This window comes from Streptomyces sp. NPDC093260 (genome assembly GCF_040683715.1).
In the GTDB taxonomy this organism is placed as follows: Bacteria; Actinomycetota; Actinomycetes; order Streptomycetales; family Streptomycetaceae; genus Streptomyces; species Streptomyces sennicomposti.
Window position 1 is genome coordinate 124,080 of sequence record NZ_JBFBEK010000014.1, and the last position, 15,333, is coordinate 139,412.

The following is a 15,333-nucleotide window of genomic DNA, read 5'->3' on the forward strand; positions in this document are numbered from 1 at the left end:
CGACGGAGCCCACGGGACCGCGACATCGCGGTGCGGTACCCGGTCACGGTCACGGCCCGCCCGGGCCTCACCCGGGCCTCCTCGGCCGAGCAGATCGGTCGGCTCGTACCGGTCCGCGCTCAGGGCTCCCCGTCGCACCGTGCCGCCTCTCCGTGCTCCGTGCGCGCCGAGCACCTCGGCGTCGCCGATCACGCCGGCGTCCGTCAGGCGGTTCTTCGTCACAGCCCGGATGCGGCCCGCCGCCGCCCGTGGTTCGCTGAGGGCTGTGAGGGAGGACGGCGGAGCGCACCGAGACGGCCGGGGCCGGCGGTACGGGATCCGGCCGCGCGGGTTCTCGGGCGGTGCCGACCTGCCCGGCACCGTCCTGCGCGGGGGCGGCCGCGACGTCGCGCGCCGGCGCGGGCCGCTGTCGGTGCGCGGGCGCAGCTACGCCTGGGTGCCGCCCTTCGTGCTGCTGGTCGCCATCGTGCTGCTGGACTGGAACACCAGCGGAGCGTTCCGGGTGTTGTCGTGGACCGTGCTGGTGCCGGGATTCGCCGCCGCCGTCTGCGGGGTGTGGGGGACGGCCGTCTTCGCCGGGCTGGCGATCGGCGCGTACGTCCTGTTCGACAGCGCCTGGCCGCACCAGTACCGCAGCGGCCTGCCCGACTTCATCCTCGTCGCCGTGGGCAGTGCGCTGGCCGTGCTGGCCTGCGCGGTCCGCCAGCGCGGGGAACGGCAGCGGCGGCACATGGAGGACGTGGCCGAGACCACGCGCCGTACCGTGCTGCGGCAGGTGCCGACGGGCTGGGGCGGCCTGGACCATGCGGCCGTGTACCTCGCCGCCGACGCCGCCGCCCGGATCGGCGGCGACTTCTACGACATCCAGCCGAGCCCCGCCGGCCCGCGGGTCCTGGTCGGCGACGTCCAGGGCAAGGGGCTCGGCGCGGTCGAGGCGGCCGCCGCGCTGCTCGGCACGTTCCGGGAGGCCGGTTACCGCGAGGCGGACCTGGCGACGGTCGCCGAGTGCCTCGAACTGCGCATGCTCCGGCACCGCGAGCACGCCAGGGCCCTCGGCAGGAAAGAGAGCGACCGCTTCGCCACTGCGCTGCTGCTCGGCTTCCCGGACGACGAGCCGGACATCGTCAAGGTCGTCAACTTCGGCCATGAACCGCCCCTCGTCGTCGGCCCGGCGGGTGTCCGGCAGTTGCCGGACGGCGACGGTCTGCCCCTCGGCCTCGGCGACCTCGCCGGTCCCGGTCTGCCGCCGGTGCGGCGGGCGCGGATCGTCCCCGGCGAGACACTGCTGCTGTGCACGGACGGGGTGACCGAGGCCCGGGACGGTACCGGGGCGTTCTACCCGCTCGCCGCCGAACTGGCCCGCGCCGTCGCCGTGGACCCGCGCACCGCCGAGCCGGACCGCCTGGTCGACTACGTCCGCCGGGGCACGCTGCGGCACTGCGGCGGGCGGCTGGGCGACGACACGACGATCTTCGCGGTGCGGCGGACCGTGGCCCGGGGCCCCGCCGTCGACGGCCCACGGACCTGACCCGCGACCCGCCGCCGTCCCTGCCGCCCCTTCGCCCCCGCCGCCGCCTCGGCTGCCGTGCCGGTGATCCCGCCCCGCCGACCGGTCAGCGGGGCCAGGTCCAGGAGATGCCGTGCACGCCGGGCGGGCACTTGTGGAGCAGCATGTGCGAGGAGTGCGACACGTCCAGGGCGATACGGCGCTCGTAGCGCCTGGGTGTGTCGATCCGCTCCTTGAAGAAACGGTGACAGCTGACCGGCTGCGCGTCCGGGTGGAAGCAGATCTGCAGCAGGTACTCGTGCGGGCTGGTGCGGATGCGCCGCTCGTGGTGCAGCGACTGCGTCGGCTCGGAGCCGTAGCGCAGGGTGTAGGCGATCAGCGCGGTCTCGTCGCGGGCCAGCGGCCGGCCGAAGTCCACTTCGGCGACGACGGCCTGAAGCTCCGGCAGCCGGCGTACCGTGCCGAGCCGGCCGTGGTGGGCGGTGACGGTCGCGTCCTCGGCGGGTATCTCGTCGTGCACGACGGTGATACGGCGCGCCCCGTCCCGCGTGGCCCGCAGGACCTGCTTCACGGTGATCGACCGGCACCGGCGGTGCGCGTCGACGCGCACCGTCTCGTGGATGCTGAGCGCGACCAGGTCGCGGTTGAACCGGTGGAACCCTGCGCCCAGGGCGAGTTCGACGCGGGACTTCTCCCCGAAGACCCGGCGCGAGACGTCCGGTCCGGGACCCTCGCCGGTGATACGGCCGCGCGGCCGGCTCGGCCCGATCAGGGAGCGCAGGGCGCCCGGCGGGAGATCGAGGATGTCCTCCAGGGCGTCCACGGCGCGCAGGGAGTGCGCCTGTTCCGGCTGGCTGCGCCCGCGCTGCCAGTAGCTCAGGGTGGCGAGGCTGACGCTGATGCCCTGCGCGGCGAGCCGCTCGCGCACCCGGTCGAGGGCGAGTCCGCGGCGCCGGACGGCGTCCCGGAAGACGGCGGCGAAGGTCCCGGCCGGATCCGCGGCCGCGGCCCGCCGGGCGCAGGCGGAGGACTCGTCGGCGGGTCCGGCCCGGTACGGCCTGCTCATGGCGCCTCCGCGTCGCTGGTGCGCGTGCTGTGCCGCATGCTGTGGTGCCCGCATGCCGTGGTGCGCGTGCTGTGGTGCGCGTGCTGTGGTGCGGGATCATACGCCCGGCGGAGCGGGCCCGCCCTCGGCGGACCCGCCCTTCCGCCCCGCGTTGCGGGGTCAGTTGGTGTTGAGCGTCAGACCGTAGTACGACAGGGCGTCGTCGAGGGGCTGGAAGTACGACGAGCCGGAGGAGTCGGTGCCCGAGCACTGCTGACCGGTGGGACCGCCCGAGGTCATCCCCTGCGCCTGGTTGCCGGAGACGTAGGCGCCGCCGCTGTCACCGCCCTCCGTGCACACCGACGAGCTGGCCAGCCCGGTGACCACCGTGTCGGGACCGCCGTGCTCGTCCACGTACGTGACGGAGACGTTGTACGACTTCACCGCGCCGCAGGTCCAGCCCGTGGTCTGCCCCGACTTGCACAGCGAGGCGCCGGAGGGGGCGCGCTTGCTGCCCTTGACGGCGATGTTGGACCCGTTGCCCCAGGTGCCGACCTGGGTGGCGACGGAGTCGTCCGAGTCGACCTGCGCGATGCCCATGTCCACGCTCCGGCGGCCCAGGGCGTAGCGGCTGTGGACGCCCTTGGCGAAGTGGGCGTTGTTGTAGTAGAGGTCGGTGAGGTCGGCGACGCAGTGGCCCGCGCTCACGAGGTACTGGCGTCCCGAGGAGTCATGGGCGCCGTAGCCGACGGAACACAACCAGCTGCCCTGGCTGTTCGTCCAGGACATGCGGCTGCCCGGGTAGACCGTCGTCTGGGGCGAGAGGCGCTCCCCGTCGCGGACGACCCGCACCGCGCTGCCGTGCGCGGCCGCGGCGTCGAGGAACGACTTCGCCGCGGCCGACGCACGGCCGGGAGTGACGTGCACGGTGACGGTGTCGCTCGGCAGGTCCACCGACCACGAGGCGACGCCGTCCGGGGCGGCCCGCAGGGCCTGCGCGTCGAGCGCCGCCTTGATCCGGTCCAGGGCGTGCTCGCCGTGCTCCGGGACGCGCGCCGCCAGGCCGTGCTGTCTCGCCTGCGCGGCCGCGGCGGCGGAGGACACGTTCACCGTGAGCTTGCCGTCGGCGGTGAAGTAGGCGCCGTCCGTCGCCGTGCCCGAGCGGCTGAGGTCCGCCAACTCGCTCTGCTGGGCGGCCTGGTGGTCGAGCCGGGCCACGGCGGCGTCCTCGCTGACGCCGAGGGACCGGGCCAGCGCGGCGACCATGGCCGGCTGGTAGCGGGGCGCGGTGGGGGAGGGGGCGGCCTGGGCGGCGCCCGTGGCGACGGCCGCCGCGAGCAGCGTGCCGGCCGCGGTGGCCACCAGGGATATCCGGGAAACGCGCACAGCATTCCTTTCGTCATGGGCATGTCACGTCTAGGGGACGACGGACGGCCTCCTGGGGACGGAGACGGCCGTCGGCGGGACGTGGGATGCCGGTCCGGCGGCGTATGGGGGTGCGCCGTCGACCCGAACTCTGGCCCAGCGGAAGGAGGTTGTTCAAGGCTCGTTCAGCGGTGCGTTTTCAACAGGATGCGCACCGCTGTTGAATCCGGTGACACCATGCGTCCTGCCCGGTGGGTGACACCCACCCTGTCCTGCCCGGCCGGTGACAGTCCAGCGCCCCGTCCGGCCGGTGACGGCGGAGGCCGCATCCGGGCCGTGGCGACTCCGCCGTACCCGCCCCCGGTGGTCTCAGGCGAGCGGTGCGGAGGGGAACAGCGGGCGGGGACGCTGCTGCGGCAGGGTGGCGGGGCGGTCGGCGTCCGGCCCCGGGTGCTCGGAGGCCGGTTCCCCGCGCCGGGGGTGCGCGGCGTCGAGCCGCAGCATGGCCCGCTCGTCCGGGCTGCCGCACGGCGCCTGGTAGACCACCACCCGCTGACCTCCCGTGCGGGCCAGCCGCATCACCTCGTACGTCAGGGTCATCGGGCCGACGTGCGGATGGCGGAAGGTCTTCTGCCCGCCCCCGCGCTCGCACACCTCGTACCGCTCCCAGATCCGTGTGAACTCTGGTGACTTCAGCAGCAGCTCGCCCACCAGCGAGGTCAGCTCGGGGTCGTCCGGGTCGGCGCCGGCGACCGCGCGCAGATGGGCCACCGAGTGGGCGACCGTCTCCTCCCACGGCTCGTACAGCGTCCGGCCCACCGGATGGAGGAAGAGGTACCGGGTGAGGTTGCGCTGTTCCTCCGGCCAGTCCCACAGACCGGGCAGCAACCGCCGGCCGGGCGGGTTCGCGGCCAGGACGCGGTTGTGGCGGCTCGCCACGTAGGCGGGCAGCGGGCGTATCGACTCCAGCATCCGCAGCACCGAGTCGCGGACCGTCCGGTCGGCGCAGGCCGGCAGTTCCGAGACCCGCCCGGAGGCGAGTTCGGCCAGCTCGTGCAGGCGCTCGTAGCCGTCGCCGCGCAGCCGCAGGGCGCGGCCGAGGGCGTCCACGACGGCGGGGGAGGGATTGGTCTCCCGCCCGCGCTCCAGGCGGATGTAGTAGTCGACGCTCACCCCGGCCAGCGCGGCCAGCTCCTCCCGGCGCAGCCCGGGGGTACGGCGCAGCCCCGCCCCGGCGGGCAGGCCCACGTCCTCCGGACGCACCTGTGCCCTACGGGCCTTGAGGTATCTGCCGAGTTCGGTACCGCGCGCCTCTGCTGCTGCCATCCGGCCATTGTGACAGGCACACGGCACGTCTGAGGGGGTGTGTCAGGGCCTGGAACGCGGCACCCCGGGAACAGCGCGGTCTGCCGTGCGGCGGACGTATGCGGGAGAGTCGTCCCCGGAGCGGGCGGCCCGGACGCCGGGACCCAGGGGGTGCGAGACACCGGACCGCGGCCCGACGTCACCGAGGCCGCCCGCCACTTCACCGCCCACTGCCTCGCCAACTCGCCCGGACCGGGTTTCATGACAAGGGAGTTCATCATGACCGCCACCCGTCGCCCGCTCTCCCCGCCGCCCGCCGCGCCGGCCCGCGGGCGCGGCACCGCGACGCCGGAGCCCCTGCCGCGACAGCCGGCTCCGCTCGCGCGGCGCCCGGACCGGACACGACCGGACGCGCCGCCCGCCCGCACGCCTTCGCCCCCCCGGCGCAGAGGCGTCGAACTGATCGCCGCGCTGCTGGGGTTCACGGTGATCACCATCGACGTCTCGGCGGTGAACATCGCACTGCCCGCGATCCGCGACTCCCTCAGCGGCGGGATGACCGGTCTCCAGTGGGTGGTGGACGCGTACACCCTGATGTTCGCGGCCCTGATGCTGTCCGCCGGCGCCCTCGCCGACCGGGCCGGAGCGCGCCGCGCCTACGCCTGGGGAGTCGCTCTGTTCACCCTGGCCTCCCTCGCCTGCGCGCTCGCGCCCGGCATCGGCGTCCTGGTGGCGGCACGGGTGGCGCAGGGCGGCGCGGCCGCTGTCGTGATGCCGGCCTCGCTGGCGCTGGTCCGGCAGGCCTACGAGGACGCCCGTGCCCGGGCCCGCGCGATCGCGCTGTGGACCGTGGGCGGCTCGGTGGCGATGGCCGCGGGTCCGGTGCTGGGCGGACTGCTCACCGACGTGGCCGGCTGGCGGTCGGTCTTCCTGCTCAACCTCCCGGTGGGTGCGGTCATCCTGGGCCTGCTGGTCCGGGTGGAGCGCTCGCCGCGCCGGCCCGCGGCACTGGACGCCGCCGGTCAGCTCACCGCCGTACTGGCGCTGGCCGGACTGGCGTTCGCGGTGATCGAGGGCGGCCATCTGGGCTGGACCGCGACCCCGGTGCTGGCCGCCGGCGCGCTCGCCGTCGTCTCCGGCTGGGCCTTCTACGCGGCCGAGGCGCGGCAGGCCCGGCCGATGGTGCCGCTCGGCATGCTGACGGACCGCCGGGTGGCCGTCCCGCTCGCCGTCGGCTTCGCCGTCAACGCGGCCTTCTACGGCGGGATCTTCCTTCTCGGTCTGTACTACCAGCAGTTGCGCGGGATGTCGGGGATCGAGGCGGGGCTGATGTTCGTTCCGATGTCGGCCGTCGTGACGGCGACGAACCTGGTCTCGCCCCGGCTGGCGGAGCGGATCGGACGCCGGCAGGTCATCGTCATCGGGCAGCTGGTCTTCACCGTGGCGATGGCGTCGATGCTGCCGCTGACCGCGCACACCCCGGTGTGGCTGGTACTGCTCCTGCTGCTGCCGCTGAGCACGGGCGGGGCGCTCGCGGTTCCGGCGGTGACCGCGCTGCTGATGGACGCCGTTCCGGCGGAGCGCGCGGGCACGGCGTCGGGGCTGCTCAACGCCCTGCGGCAGACCGGCGGCGCGCTCGCCGTCGCCCTGTTCGGAAGCCTGCTGGTCGGCGGCGACGGCGGGTTCTCGCTGCCGGGGATGCGGATCGGCCTCCTCGCCGTCGCCGGCGTCGTGCTGGCCACCGCGGCGCTCACCCGCTGCCTGCTGCCGCGTGACTGACGCGTGCCGGTGCGCCGGTGCGCTGACGGGGCGTCGGGCGCGCCGACGGCTCGTCCGCGCCCCCGTCGCGGCGGGCGCCGGAACAGCCCGAACGGAAGAGCCGATGACACGGTGACTCCCGTTCCGCCCTCCCGGAACGATCCGGTGCCCACGGGCTTCGCCGGGTCGCGTGCGCAGCACTGCTGACGTGGCGGCGCGCCGGGACGGTGGCACAGCGGTCACTTCGACTCCAGTAGGCCCAACGGGTGGCAGCCACCGGCGAGCGCGGCCCGGACCCCCTCCCAGTCGCCCTGGTCGACGCCGGTGACATGGCGCAGATACGCGAGGGTGCCCCACTGGACCAGGGCCACGCGCCCGGGGCTCTCGTCGGTGGTCTCCGCCGCGCCGTGGCCGGAGATCCCGCCGAGGAGGTACCGGCCGCCGTGGACCGTCAGCAGGCTCCGGTCGCCGCCGAGGGCGTACGGATCGGTCGTCCAGGCCGGTCCCCGGGTGCAGAGCGGGAGTTCGTCCTCGTCCCCCGCGACGACGAGCCAGGGAGCGGTGATGCGCGGGAAGTCCTGGTCGCACAGCCAGGGGAGGTTCTCGTGGGCGAAAGGAGTCAGCCCGACCGGCGGAACGCGGTGACGGCCCGGACCCGGGCGGTACGCGGTGACGGCCACCCTCCGCCGTCGGCCCGTACCGACGGCAACCGCTCGGCCCCGTCGGCGCCTCAGGGCTCGCGGTACTCCTGCTCCGGCCGCCCCGCCACCCCGTAGCGCAGGCGCATCCGCAGCGCGCCGCGGCCGACCATGTCGGCCAGATACCGCTGCGCGGTGGCGCGGGAGACGCCGACCATCGCGGCGACCTCACCGGCGGACAGCGGCCCGGCGGCCTCCCGGACCGCGCGGAGCACCAGTTCCCGGGTCACGGTGTGCGCGGCGGTGGTGGTCCGGCGACCGCCGTCCCCGCTCTCGCGCAGGGCGGCGAGCGCGTCGTCCAGAGTCCGCTGGTCCACGGTGTCCGCGTCGGTCAGCTGCCGGTAGCGCACATAGCCGCGCAGCCGCCGGACCAGCTCGTCCGGCGGGAACGGCTTGATCAGATACGCCAGCGCGCCCGCCGCCAGAGCCGAACGCACCGTACGCCCCTCGGCCGCCGCGCTGAGCACGAACGTGTCGCAGGGCAGCGCGCGCAGCAGCTCCAGCCCCGGCCGGTCCGGCAGGTACAGGTCCACGAGCGCGAGGTCGATCGGGGACTCGGCCCGCTCGAGGAGCGCGAGCGCCGCACCGGCCGAGTGCGCCGTGCCGGCGACCGCGCAGCCCGACGTCTGCGCCACGACGTCGGCGTGCAGACCGGCGACCCGGAAGTCGTCGTCGACGACCAGGACGGAGAGCGGCCGCCCCGGACCGGCGGACGTGGACGCAGGACTGGTGCTCACGTGGCGCACCCCGGAGGGACGTCGGGACGGGCGGGGGAGGGGATCCGGGGGGCGCCCGCCCCCGCACGGGTCCCGGTGCCGGCTCCGGTGCCGCTCCTGGTTCCGGTCGCGGTATTGGTGCTGGGGCCGGGGTGGGGGATCGGCGCGGTTCCGTCGGGCGTCCCCGAACCGCTGCCCGCACGGGAGGGCGACACGTCGGGGCCGTCCCCGGTCCCGGGAGCGTCCTCGTCGTCCGCGAGCACGCCGGGCAGACGCGCCACGAAGACGGCCCCGCCGGTGACCCGGTCGTCCGGTTCGCCGGCCGCTTCACCGGCCGCGCCGCCGATCGTGCCAGGGCCGTCAGCCGTCGCCGCGTCGCCCGTCCCGGCCTGCGGCGGCGCGCCCGGGTCCGTCAGCCGGAGGTCGCCGCCGCGGGCGCGGGCGACCTGGCGGGCCAGCGGAAGCCCGATGCCGCGCCCGGTCCCGGCGGCGGAGTCCGGCTCCTTCGTGGAGACCCCCTCGTCGAACAGGTCCGCGCACCGCACCGGGTCCACCCCGTCCCCGCTGTCGGCCACCGTGATCAGCATCTCCCCCTCCAAACCGATGAGTTCGACCTCCACCCGGCGCGGAACGCGGCGTCCCGACCGCGCGGCGTCGACGGCGTTGTCCACCAGGTTGCCGAGGACCGTGGTCACGTCGACGGGCGAGGTGACGGTCCGGCGCACCCAGGTGCCGCCGCCCAGCACCAGCGTCACCTCGCGCTCCCGTGCCGCGGCCGCCTTGGCGGACAGGAAGGCGCGCAGCGAGGAGTCCCGCAGGGCCTTGTCGTCGAAGTCCGGCAGGGTCTCGCCCAGCGGCCCCGAGCCGAGCAGGGCCTCCAGGTAGCCGGTGGCCTCGGCCGGCTGCCCGGAGCGCAGCAGCCCGAAGAGCACGTGCAGCCGGTTGGCGAACTCGTGCCGCTGCGCCCGCAGCGCACCGCTCATGGTCCGTACGGCGTCGAGCTGCCGGGTCAGCGACTCCACCGCCGTTCGGTCCTGGACGGTGAGCAGTGTGCCCAGCCGGCGTCCCTCGCGCCGCACGGTCCGCGCCGACACCACCAGGACCCGCTCGCGGACGACGGCCATCACCGCGCGCCCGGCGGCAGGCCTGCGCAGCACCGCGCGCACCCGCGGGGTCAGACCCAGCTCGGCGACGGGTGTGCCGGGCGCCGCGTCCACGCCGAGCAGTCTGCGCACCTCGTCGTTGGCGACCGTCACCCGGTCCCCGGCGTCCAGCGCGAGGACGCCTTCGCCGATGCCGTGCAGCACGGCCTCGTGCTCCTGCACCAGCGTGGCCAGCTCCTCCGGTTCGAGACCGAGAGTGAGCCGCTTCCAGCGCTGGGCCAGCAGCACGGACGCGGCGAGACCGACCAGCAGCGCCGCGACGAGCCAGCCCACGCCGCTGAGCAGGACCCGCGTCTGTGCGGCCTGCACGGCCGCGGCGGACACGCCCACGTTCGCCTCGCCGACCACCTCGCGGGAGCCCGGGGCGCGCACCGGGACCTTGGCGACCACCTCCTCGCCGAGGTGGGCGTGGTGGCGGGCCAGCTCCTCGTGCCCGGAGAGCGCGACCGACGGGTCGGTGCTCACCGGGCGGCCCAGCTGCGCGGGGTCGGGGTGGGTCAGCCGGGTGCCGCGGTCGTCGGTGACGACGACGAACAGCGCGCCGGCCGCGCGCCGCACCTCCTCGGCGCGCGCGTTGAGCGGGCTGCCCGCCAGAACGGTGCGGGACACGTGCGCGGCGCCGCCGCCGGGCCGCTGGGCGGCGGCCGACCACCGGTCCGCGTCCGCGCGCACGGCGGGCTCGCCGGCCACGGTCCGGGCGACGGCGAGGGCCCGCTGCTGGTACTCGCGGGTGAGGCGCTGCTCGCTGTCGTACGCGAAGGCGCCGAAGGCGGTGCTCACCACCAGGGTGACCACCGCGCACTGCAACAGCACCGTACGGGTGCGCAGCCGCGGCCGCCGCCAGACTCGGCGCCGCCGACGCGCCGGCGGTCCTTGAGGACGGCCGGCGGCGGACGGGGGCGGGGCGGGTCTCACCGGCCCTACGGTAGCTCCCCCGCCGAGCGCTGAGCACAATGCGCACAACTCGCGGAAAGGCGGTTTCGCGGGTAACGCGCGCATGCTTCAAAGCCGCCGGGTCCGGCGCATAGCTTCCCCGCTGGGACACACGCGACGCGACCGGGACGCCCCCACGGGGCGCGGCCGGGCCGAACCGGTCCGGCGCCCGCCGGGTCGCCGGCGGCGTCGCGGCACGAGCCGCAACCGCAGGAGAACACATGCTCATACCGCGCGCAGCGTGGCGCGTCGGCACCGCACGCACCGGCACCGCCCCCCATCGCCGCCCCCTCCCGACGGGCACAGCCTCCCTACGTCCGGTACGCCCCGCACACCTCGTGCACCGTACCGCCGTGGCCGCCGGGCGGCGGCCGTGACGGGGCACGCGTGGCTGCTGCTGGCCACCCTCGCGGCGGCGATCGGCGTCCTGGTGCTGCTGATCAACTCACGGCTGAGGTTCCACCCCTTCGTGGCGCTGATGGTGGTGTCGATCGGCGTGGCCCTGGTGGCGGGCCTGTCCACCGAACAGATCGCGGACTCGGTGGAGAAGGGCGCCGGGGACATCCTCGGCAACGTCGGCATCACCCTGGCGTTCGGCGCGATGCTGGGCCGTCTGCTGGCCGACTCCGGCGCCACCGAACGGATCGCGCGCGTGATCGTGGACCGCGCCGGAACGCGCTCGCTGCCCTGGTACATGGCCGGGGCCGCGTTCGTCATCGGCATCCCGATGTTTTTTGAGGTCGGTCTGATCGTGCTGCTGCCGCTGATCTTCAGCGTCGCGCGCAGGCTCCAGGCCGACGGCCGGATCAAGGGCTCGGCCCATGTCTACCTGGCCGCCCCCACCATCGCGGCGCTGTGCACGCTGCACGGCATGGTGCCGCCGCACCCCGGGCCGCTCATCGGCGTCCGGGGGTTGCACGCCGACCTCGGCACCACCATCCTGGTCGGCCTGATCTGCGCGGTGCCCACCATCGTGGTCTCCGGCCCGCTGTACGGCCGCTGGATCGCGCCGCGCCTGGCCGTGCACCCCGACCGGGAACTCGTCGCGCAGTTCACCGGCACGGCGCCGGCCGAGGACGCGGACACGTCGTCCGCGGCGGACGGCGACGCGCGACCGGGCGCGGCGGGCGCCGGGCGGACCGGCGGTGTCGCCCTGGGCTGGGCCCTGGCGTCGGTGCTGGTGCCGGTGGTGCTGATGCTGCTGCGCACCGTCGCCGAGCTGGCGCTCGCCGGATCGAGTCCGGTGCGGCACGTGCTCACCTTCACGGGCGAGCCGGTGATCGCGATGTTCGCCGGTTTCCTGTTCGCGCTGTTCGCCCTCGGCTACCGCAGCGGGCACGCGCCGGAGAAGGTGCGCGAGTCGCTGACCGGGGCCATCAAGTCCGTGGCCGGAATCCTGCTGATCATCGCGGGCGGCGGCGCGTTCAACCAGGTGCTGGAGGACACCGGGATCGGCAAGGCCGTCGAGTCGGCCGCCACCGGCGCGCACCTCAACCTCCTGCTGCTGGGCTGGCTGATCGCCCTGGTCCTGTCCTTCTCCACCGGTTCGGCGACGGTCGGCATCGTCGCCGCGACCGGCATCCTCGCCCCCATGGCGGGCGACTCAGGCGTGCAGAACTCCTTGCTGGTCGTCGCGATCGGCGCGGGCTCGATCGGTCTCAACTACGTGAACCACGCCGGTTTCTGGCTGGTCAAGGAGTCCTTCGGCATGACCCTCGGCCAGGCGACGAAGTCGCACACCGCGATCCAGACCCTCGTCAGCGTCTGCGGGTTGCTGATGGCCCTGCTGGTCTCGGTCTTCGTCTGACGCGGGCGGTCCGTGGTCGTGGTCGGGTGAGGATCCCGGACCGCCGGCCACCTGCACGGGAGTTCGGGCCGTCGGGCGGCTGGGCGGGGCCGGGGTCAGTCGACCCGGCGGGACATGAACAGCGCCACCTCGCCCGCCGACTCCGTGCCCTCGTAGAGCGTGGTGTCCAGCCCGCACAGGACGAAGCCCGCCCGCAGATAGGCGTGCACGGCGGGGGCGTTGACGTTGCTGACCTCCAGCCACACGTGGACGGCCCCGCACTCCTTCGCGAAGTCGACGGCGTGACGCAGCAGGGTCCGTCCGACGCCCCTGCCCCGCCACGCCGGTGCGACGGCGATGTCGCGGACGGTCAGGCGTCTGTTCCACGGGGCGAAGGAGACCGTCACGAAGCCGCACACCTCGTCCCCGTCGAGGGCGACCACGGTCCGGTCCGGCCCGGGGCCGCCCTGGTCGTCCTCGCCGCCGTCGTCGGCGGGGAACACCTTGTGGACGGGATGCTCCACCCGGGTCTCGACGACCCTGAACCCCCCGCCCGTGACGGTCACTTCGAACACCGAGTCCGTCGTGAACGACGTGTCGATCCCGGCGATGGCCTCGCCGTCCTCCGGACGCGCCACCCGGTGGACGACGGTTCCCGCCGTATCGGGCGCCGCCGCCCCGTCTGCCGTCCTCTTCATGACCCGACCTCCGCTCGGTTCCAGACGGCGCGCAGATCGCCGTGGTCGTAGGCACTCGCCTGCGGCACAGGTCACACATCCCCACGTTTGCAGCGCTCACAGCGTCGGGTTGATGTGAACGCTGTACACAGCGTATGCGATGACCCCGCCGCGGTCCGCGACCAGATGCGCCGCCTCGCCGAGGGCGGCGAGCCCAGGCCCGGCACCCACCCGGCGCGCGCCCTGCTCTCCGAGCGACGCCACCAGCGGCGGTCCCTGCGCCGCTACCGCGCCTGGCTGCCCACCGCGATGAACGCCGCCCGCTGAACCGACCCGTACGGCACAGGGCCGTTCAGCACAGGGCCCGTACGGCGTATCAGTGGGCGTTGCCCGGCGGGCGACCGGCCGAGGTGCGGGGACACCTCGGGCCGGCCGGTGCGGTGCTCGTCAGCCGTAGAGGGCTTGACGCAGGGCGGCGCTGGTCCGGGCGACGGCGTCCTTGGCCGACCACGTGTCGCGCAGCGCGTCGAGCATCATGAAGTCGTGCACGGTCTGCGCGTAGTGCAGGTGCTGGACGTCGACACCGGCCGCCCGCAGCTTGCCGATGTACGTCTTGGCCCCCTCGAGCAGGACGTCGGAGTCGGTGACGACGAGCGCCGGGGGCAGCCCGCGCAGTTGCTCCGTGGTGGCCTTGTTGGGCGAGGCCAGCGGCTGGTTGCGGACGGCGGCGTCGGGCGCGTACTTGTCCCAGAACCACTTCATGTTGGCGCGGGTCAGCCAGCAGTTCTCCGAGAACCGCCGGTAGGAGGGGGAGTCGAAGTTCGCGTCGGTGACGGGGTAGAGCAGGACCTGCTCGCGGAACGCCGGGCCGCCGCGCTGCTTGGCCATCATGGTGACCGCGGCCGTCATGTCGCCGCCGACGGAGTCGCCGGCGACGGCGAGGCGCTTGCCGTCGACGCCGATCTCGGCGCCGTGCTCGGCCACCCACTTGGCGGCGGTGTACGCCTGCTCGATGGCGACCGGGAAGTGCGCCTCGGGGGAGGGTGTGTAGTTGACGAAGACGACCGCCGCGCGGGCGCCGTTGGCGAGCTGGCGCACCAGCCGGTCGTGGGTCTTCTCGTTGCCCAGGACCCAGCCTCCGCCGTGGATGAAGACGAGGCCGGGGAGGGTGCCCTTGACCCCGGCGGGGCGCACGATGCGCAGGGAGACCTCGCCGGTGGGACCGCCCTTGACGGTCTTCTCGCTGATGTCCGCCGGCAGCTCGGGCACGGGTCCGGCCTGGAGCTTGTTCAGGACCTCGCGGGCCTGTGCGGGCGTCTGCTCGAACAGCGGTTTGCCGTCCTGCGCGGCGAGCTTGTTGAGGAAGGACTGGGTGGTGCGGTCGAGCGTGACGGGCGGCATCCCGCAGGGGACGTTGCCGTTGGAGGTGTCGTCGCCGGCGGTGCCGCCGCCCGTGACGGCGGCGGCCGGGGCGAACGCCGCGGCGCCGGGCGCGGCGCTGTAGCCGGTGAGGACGGTCCCGGCGACCACGGCCGCCGCCATGGCCAGCTTGGGCCTGCGGAGGCCTCGCCCGTCGAATGCACGCATGCGCTTCTCCTTTTGAGTGAATTCATCCCCCCGGCGCACACCCTCCCGGGTGACTTCTCGACTCGGCCAACGGGTGAACGCGCTCGGGTGACGCGGCACCGCCGAAGGAGTGATGTGCGGCGGGAGACGGTTTCGGCGCACGGTCGCAGACGCGGCCTCGTCCCGCGGTGTGCGGGTCAGCCGCTCTCCGGCCGGTCCGTGCCGGCGGCGTTGACGTTGGCGGTGAGCAGGCGCAGCAGTTGCTTGGCGGTGGCGTCCTGTTCGGGGGTCAGCCCCATCGCCTCGCCGATGGCCAGGGGTACGGAGCGGGCGCGCTCGCGGAGTTCCGCGCCGGACCGGGTCAGGGTGACGGCCACCGACCGTTCGTCGTCGGGGCGGCGCCGGCGGCTGATGAGACCCGCGGACTCCAGGCGCTTGAGCAGCGGGGAGAGCGTGCTGGAGTCCAGTTGCAGGGAGGCTCCCAGCTCGCGCACGGACACCGAGTCCTGCTCCCACAGCGCCAGCATGACCAGGTACTGGGGATAGGTGAGCCCCAGCTCCTCCAGCAGGGGCCGGTAGCGCGTGGTGACCGATCGGGAGGCCGCGTACAGGGCGAAGCACAACTGGTCCTGGAGCAGGAGCGAACCCTGCTCGTCGGGGTGATCCATGACTCGGCTTCCTCGCGTCGGCGGCGTCTCGGATCCTAACATTTCACGCTCCCGCGATGTGTTTGTGCTCGATTAAGTTGTGCACTACTTAATCGCGCTGTACTGTTCTTTCCGTGCTGACGGGTGGTCCTCCCGGCCACCGGCAC

Annotated in this window: 12 protein-coding genes and 1 pseudogene; 4 read left to right on the forward strand and 9 right to left on the reverse strand. The window is 74.4% G+C overall.

The window, feature by feature from the left end:
- Nucleotides 1–349: 349 nt before the first annotated feature.
- Nucleotides 350–1,528, forward strand: coding sequence for a PP2C family protein-serine/threonine phosphatase (locus AB0N63_RS19740; protein WP_365530352.1), 1,179 nt, complete (start codon nt 350–352; stop codon nt 1,526–1,528).
- A gap of 85 nt (nt 1,529–1,613) precedes the next feature.
- Here the strand turns inward: AB0N63_RS19740 and AB0N63_RS19745 are convergent, their stop codons facing one another.
- The 3 genes from AB0N63_RS19745 to AB0N63_RS19755 all read right to left on the reverse strand — a co-directional run bounded on the left by AB0N63_RS19745 (nt 1,614) and on the right by AB0N63_RS19755 (nt 5,243).
- A complete protein-coding gene (locus AB0N63_RS19745; RefSeq protein WP_365530267.1) occupies nt 1,614–2,573 on the reverse strand; it encodes an XRE family transcriptional regulator in 960 nt (319 codons plus the stop codon).
- Between the two features lie 159 nt (nt 2,574–2,732).
- Complete coding sequence (locus AB0N63_RS19750) at nt 2,733–3,938, reverse strand: S1 family peptidase (protein WP_365530268.1); 1,206 nt, start codon at nt 3,936–3,938, stop codon at nt 2,733–2,735.
- 348 nt (nt 3,939–4,286) lie between these two features.
- Nucleotides 4,287–5,243: a helix-turn-helix domain-containing protein gene (locus AB0N63_RS19755; protein ID WP_365530269.1), complete on the reverse strand. Its 957-nt coding sequence runs from the start codon at nt 5,241–5,243 to the stop codon at nt 4,287–4,289.
- Between the two features lie 258 nt (nt 5,244–5,501).
- On the opposite strand from AB0N63_RS19755, the gene AB0N63_RS19760 reads away from it, so the two are divergent.
- Nucleotides 5,502–7,001, forward strand: coding sequence for an MFS transporter (locus AB0N63_RS19760; protein ID WP_365530270.1), 1,500 nt, complete (start codon nt 5,502–5,504; stop codon nt 6,999–7,001).
- Between the two features lie 218 nt (nt 7,002–7,219).
- Here AB0N63_RS19760 and AB0N63_RS19765 read toward each other — a convergent pair.
- The 3 genes and pseudogenes from AB0N63_RS19765 to AB0N63_RS19775 all read right to left on the reverse strand — a co-directional run.
- Nucleotides 7,220–7,603, reverse strand: a pseudogene (locus AB0N63_RS19765) (chlorophyllase); the annotation flags it as partial.
- A 107-nt stretch (nt 7,604–7,710) separates the two neighbouring features.
- Nucleotides 7,711–8,415: a response regulator gene (locus AB0N63_RS19770; protein WP_365530271.1), complete on the reverse strand. Its 705-nt coding sequence runs from the start codon at nt 8,413–8,415 to the stop codon at nt 7,711–7,713.
- Nucleotides 8,412–10,472 carry an ATP-binding protein gene (locus tag AB0N63_RS19775; RefSeq protein ID WP_365530272.1) on the reverse strand — a complete coding sequence of 687 codons (2,061 nt, stop codon included), beginning with the start codon at nt 10,470–10,472 and terminating at the stop codon, nt 8,412–8,414. The genes AB0N63_RS19770 and AB0N63_RS19775 overlap by 4 nt, the downstream gene beginning before the upstream one ends.
- A 391-nt stretch (nt 10,473–10,863) precedes the next feature.
- Between AB0N63_RS19775 and AB0N63_RS19780 the strand changes: the two genes are divergently transcribed.
- Entirely contained in the window at nt 10,864–12,297 is a 1,434-nt protein-coding gene (locus AB0N63_RS19780; RefSeq protein ID WP_365530273.1) for a gluconate:H+ symporter, read from the forward strand.
- A gap of 95 nt (nt 12,298–12,392) precedes the next feature.
- Here the strand turns inward: AB0N63_RS19780 and AB0N63_RS19785 are convergent, their stop codons facing one another.
- Nucleotides 12,393–12,974 carry a GNAT family N-acetyltransferase gene (locus AB0N63_RS19785; protein WP_365530274.1) on the reverse strand — a complete coding sequence of 194 codons (582 nt, stop codon included), beginning with the start codon at nt 12,972–12,974 and terminating at the stop codon, nt 12,393–12,395.
- Nucleotides 12,975–13,088: 114 nt separating this feature from the next.
- On the opposite strand from AB0N63_RS19785, the gene AB0N63_RS19790 reads away from it, so the two are divergent.
- The gene (locus AB0N63_RS19790) at nt 13,089–13,280 is read left to right on the forward strand and encodes a hypothetical protein (protein ID WP_365530275.1); all 192 of its coding nucleotides are present in this window, start codon (nt 13,089–13,091) and stop codon (nt 13,278–13,280) included.
- A gap of 120 nt (nt 13,281–13,400) precedes the next feature.
- Here AB0N63_RS19790 and AB0N63_RS19795 read toward each other — a convergent pair whose 3' ends face one another.
- Together AB0N63_RS19795 and AB0N63_RS19800 are read right to left on the reverse strand one after the other, a co-directional pair.
- Nucleotides 13,401–14,540: an alpha/beta hydrolase gene (locus tag AB0N63_RS19795; protein ID WP_365530276.1), complete on the reverse strand. Its 1,140-nt coding sequence runs from the start codon at nt 14,538–14,540 to the stop codon at nt 13,401–13,403.
- Nucleotides 14,541–14,716: 176 nt separating this feature from the next.
- Complete coding sequence (locus tag AB0N63_RS19800; RefSeq protein WP_365530277.1) at nt 14,717–15,187, reverse strand: MarR family transcriptional regulator; 471 nt, start codon at nt 15,185–15,187, stop codon at nt 14,717–14,719.
- Between the last annotated feature and the right edge of the window lie 146 nt (nt 15,188–15,333).

Coding starts and splice junctions, on each gene's coding strand:
- AB0N63_RS19755 (WP_365530269.1), bottom strand. CDS start 5,243: ATGGCAGCAGCAGAGGCGCGCGGTACCGAACTCGGCAGATACCTCAAG.
- AB0N63_RS19760 (WP_365530270.1), top strand. CDS start 5,502: ATGACCGCCACCCGTCGCCCGCTCTCCCCGCCGCCCGCCGCGCCGGCC.
- AB0N63_RS19800 (WP_365530277.1), bottom strand. CDS start 15,187: ATGGATCACCCCGACGAGCAGGGTTCGCTCCTGCTCCAGGACCAGTTG.
- AB0N63_RS19745 (WP_365530267.1), bottom strand. CDS start 2,573: ATGAGCAGGCCGTACCGGGCCGGACCCGCCGACGAGTCCTCCGCCTGC.
- AB0N63_RS19795 (WP_365530276.1), bottom strand. CDS start 14,540: ATGCGTGCATTCGACGGGCGAGGCCTCCGCAGGCCCAAGCTGGCCATG.
- AB0N63_RS19785 (WP_365530274.1), bottom strand. CDS start 12,974: ATGAAGAGGACGGCAGACGGGGCGGCGGCGCCCGATACGGCGGGAACC.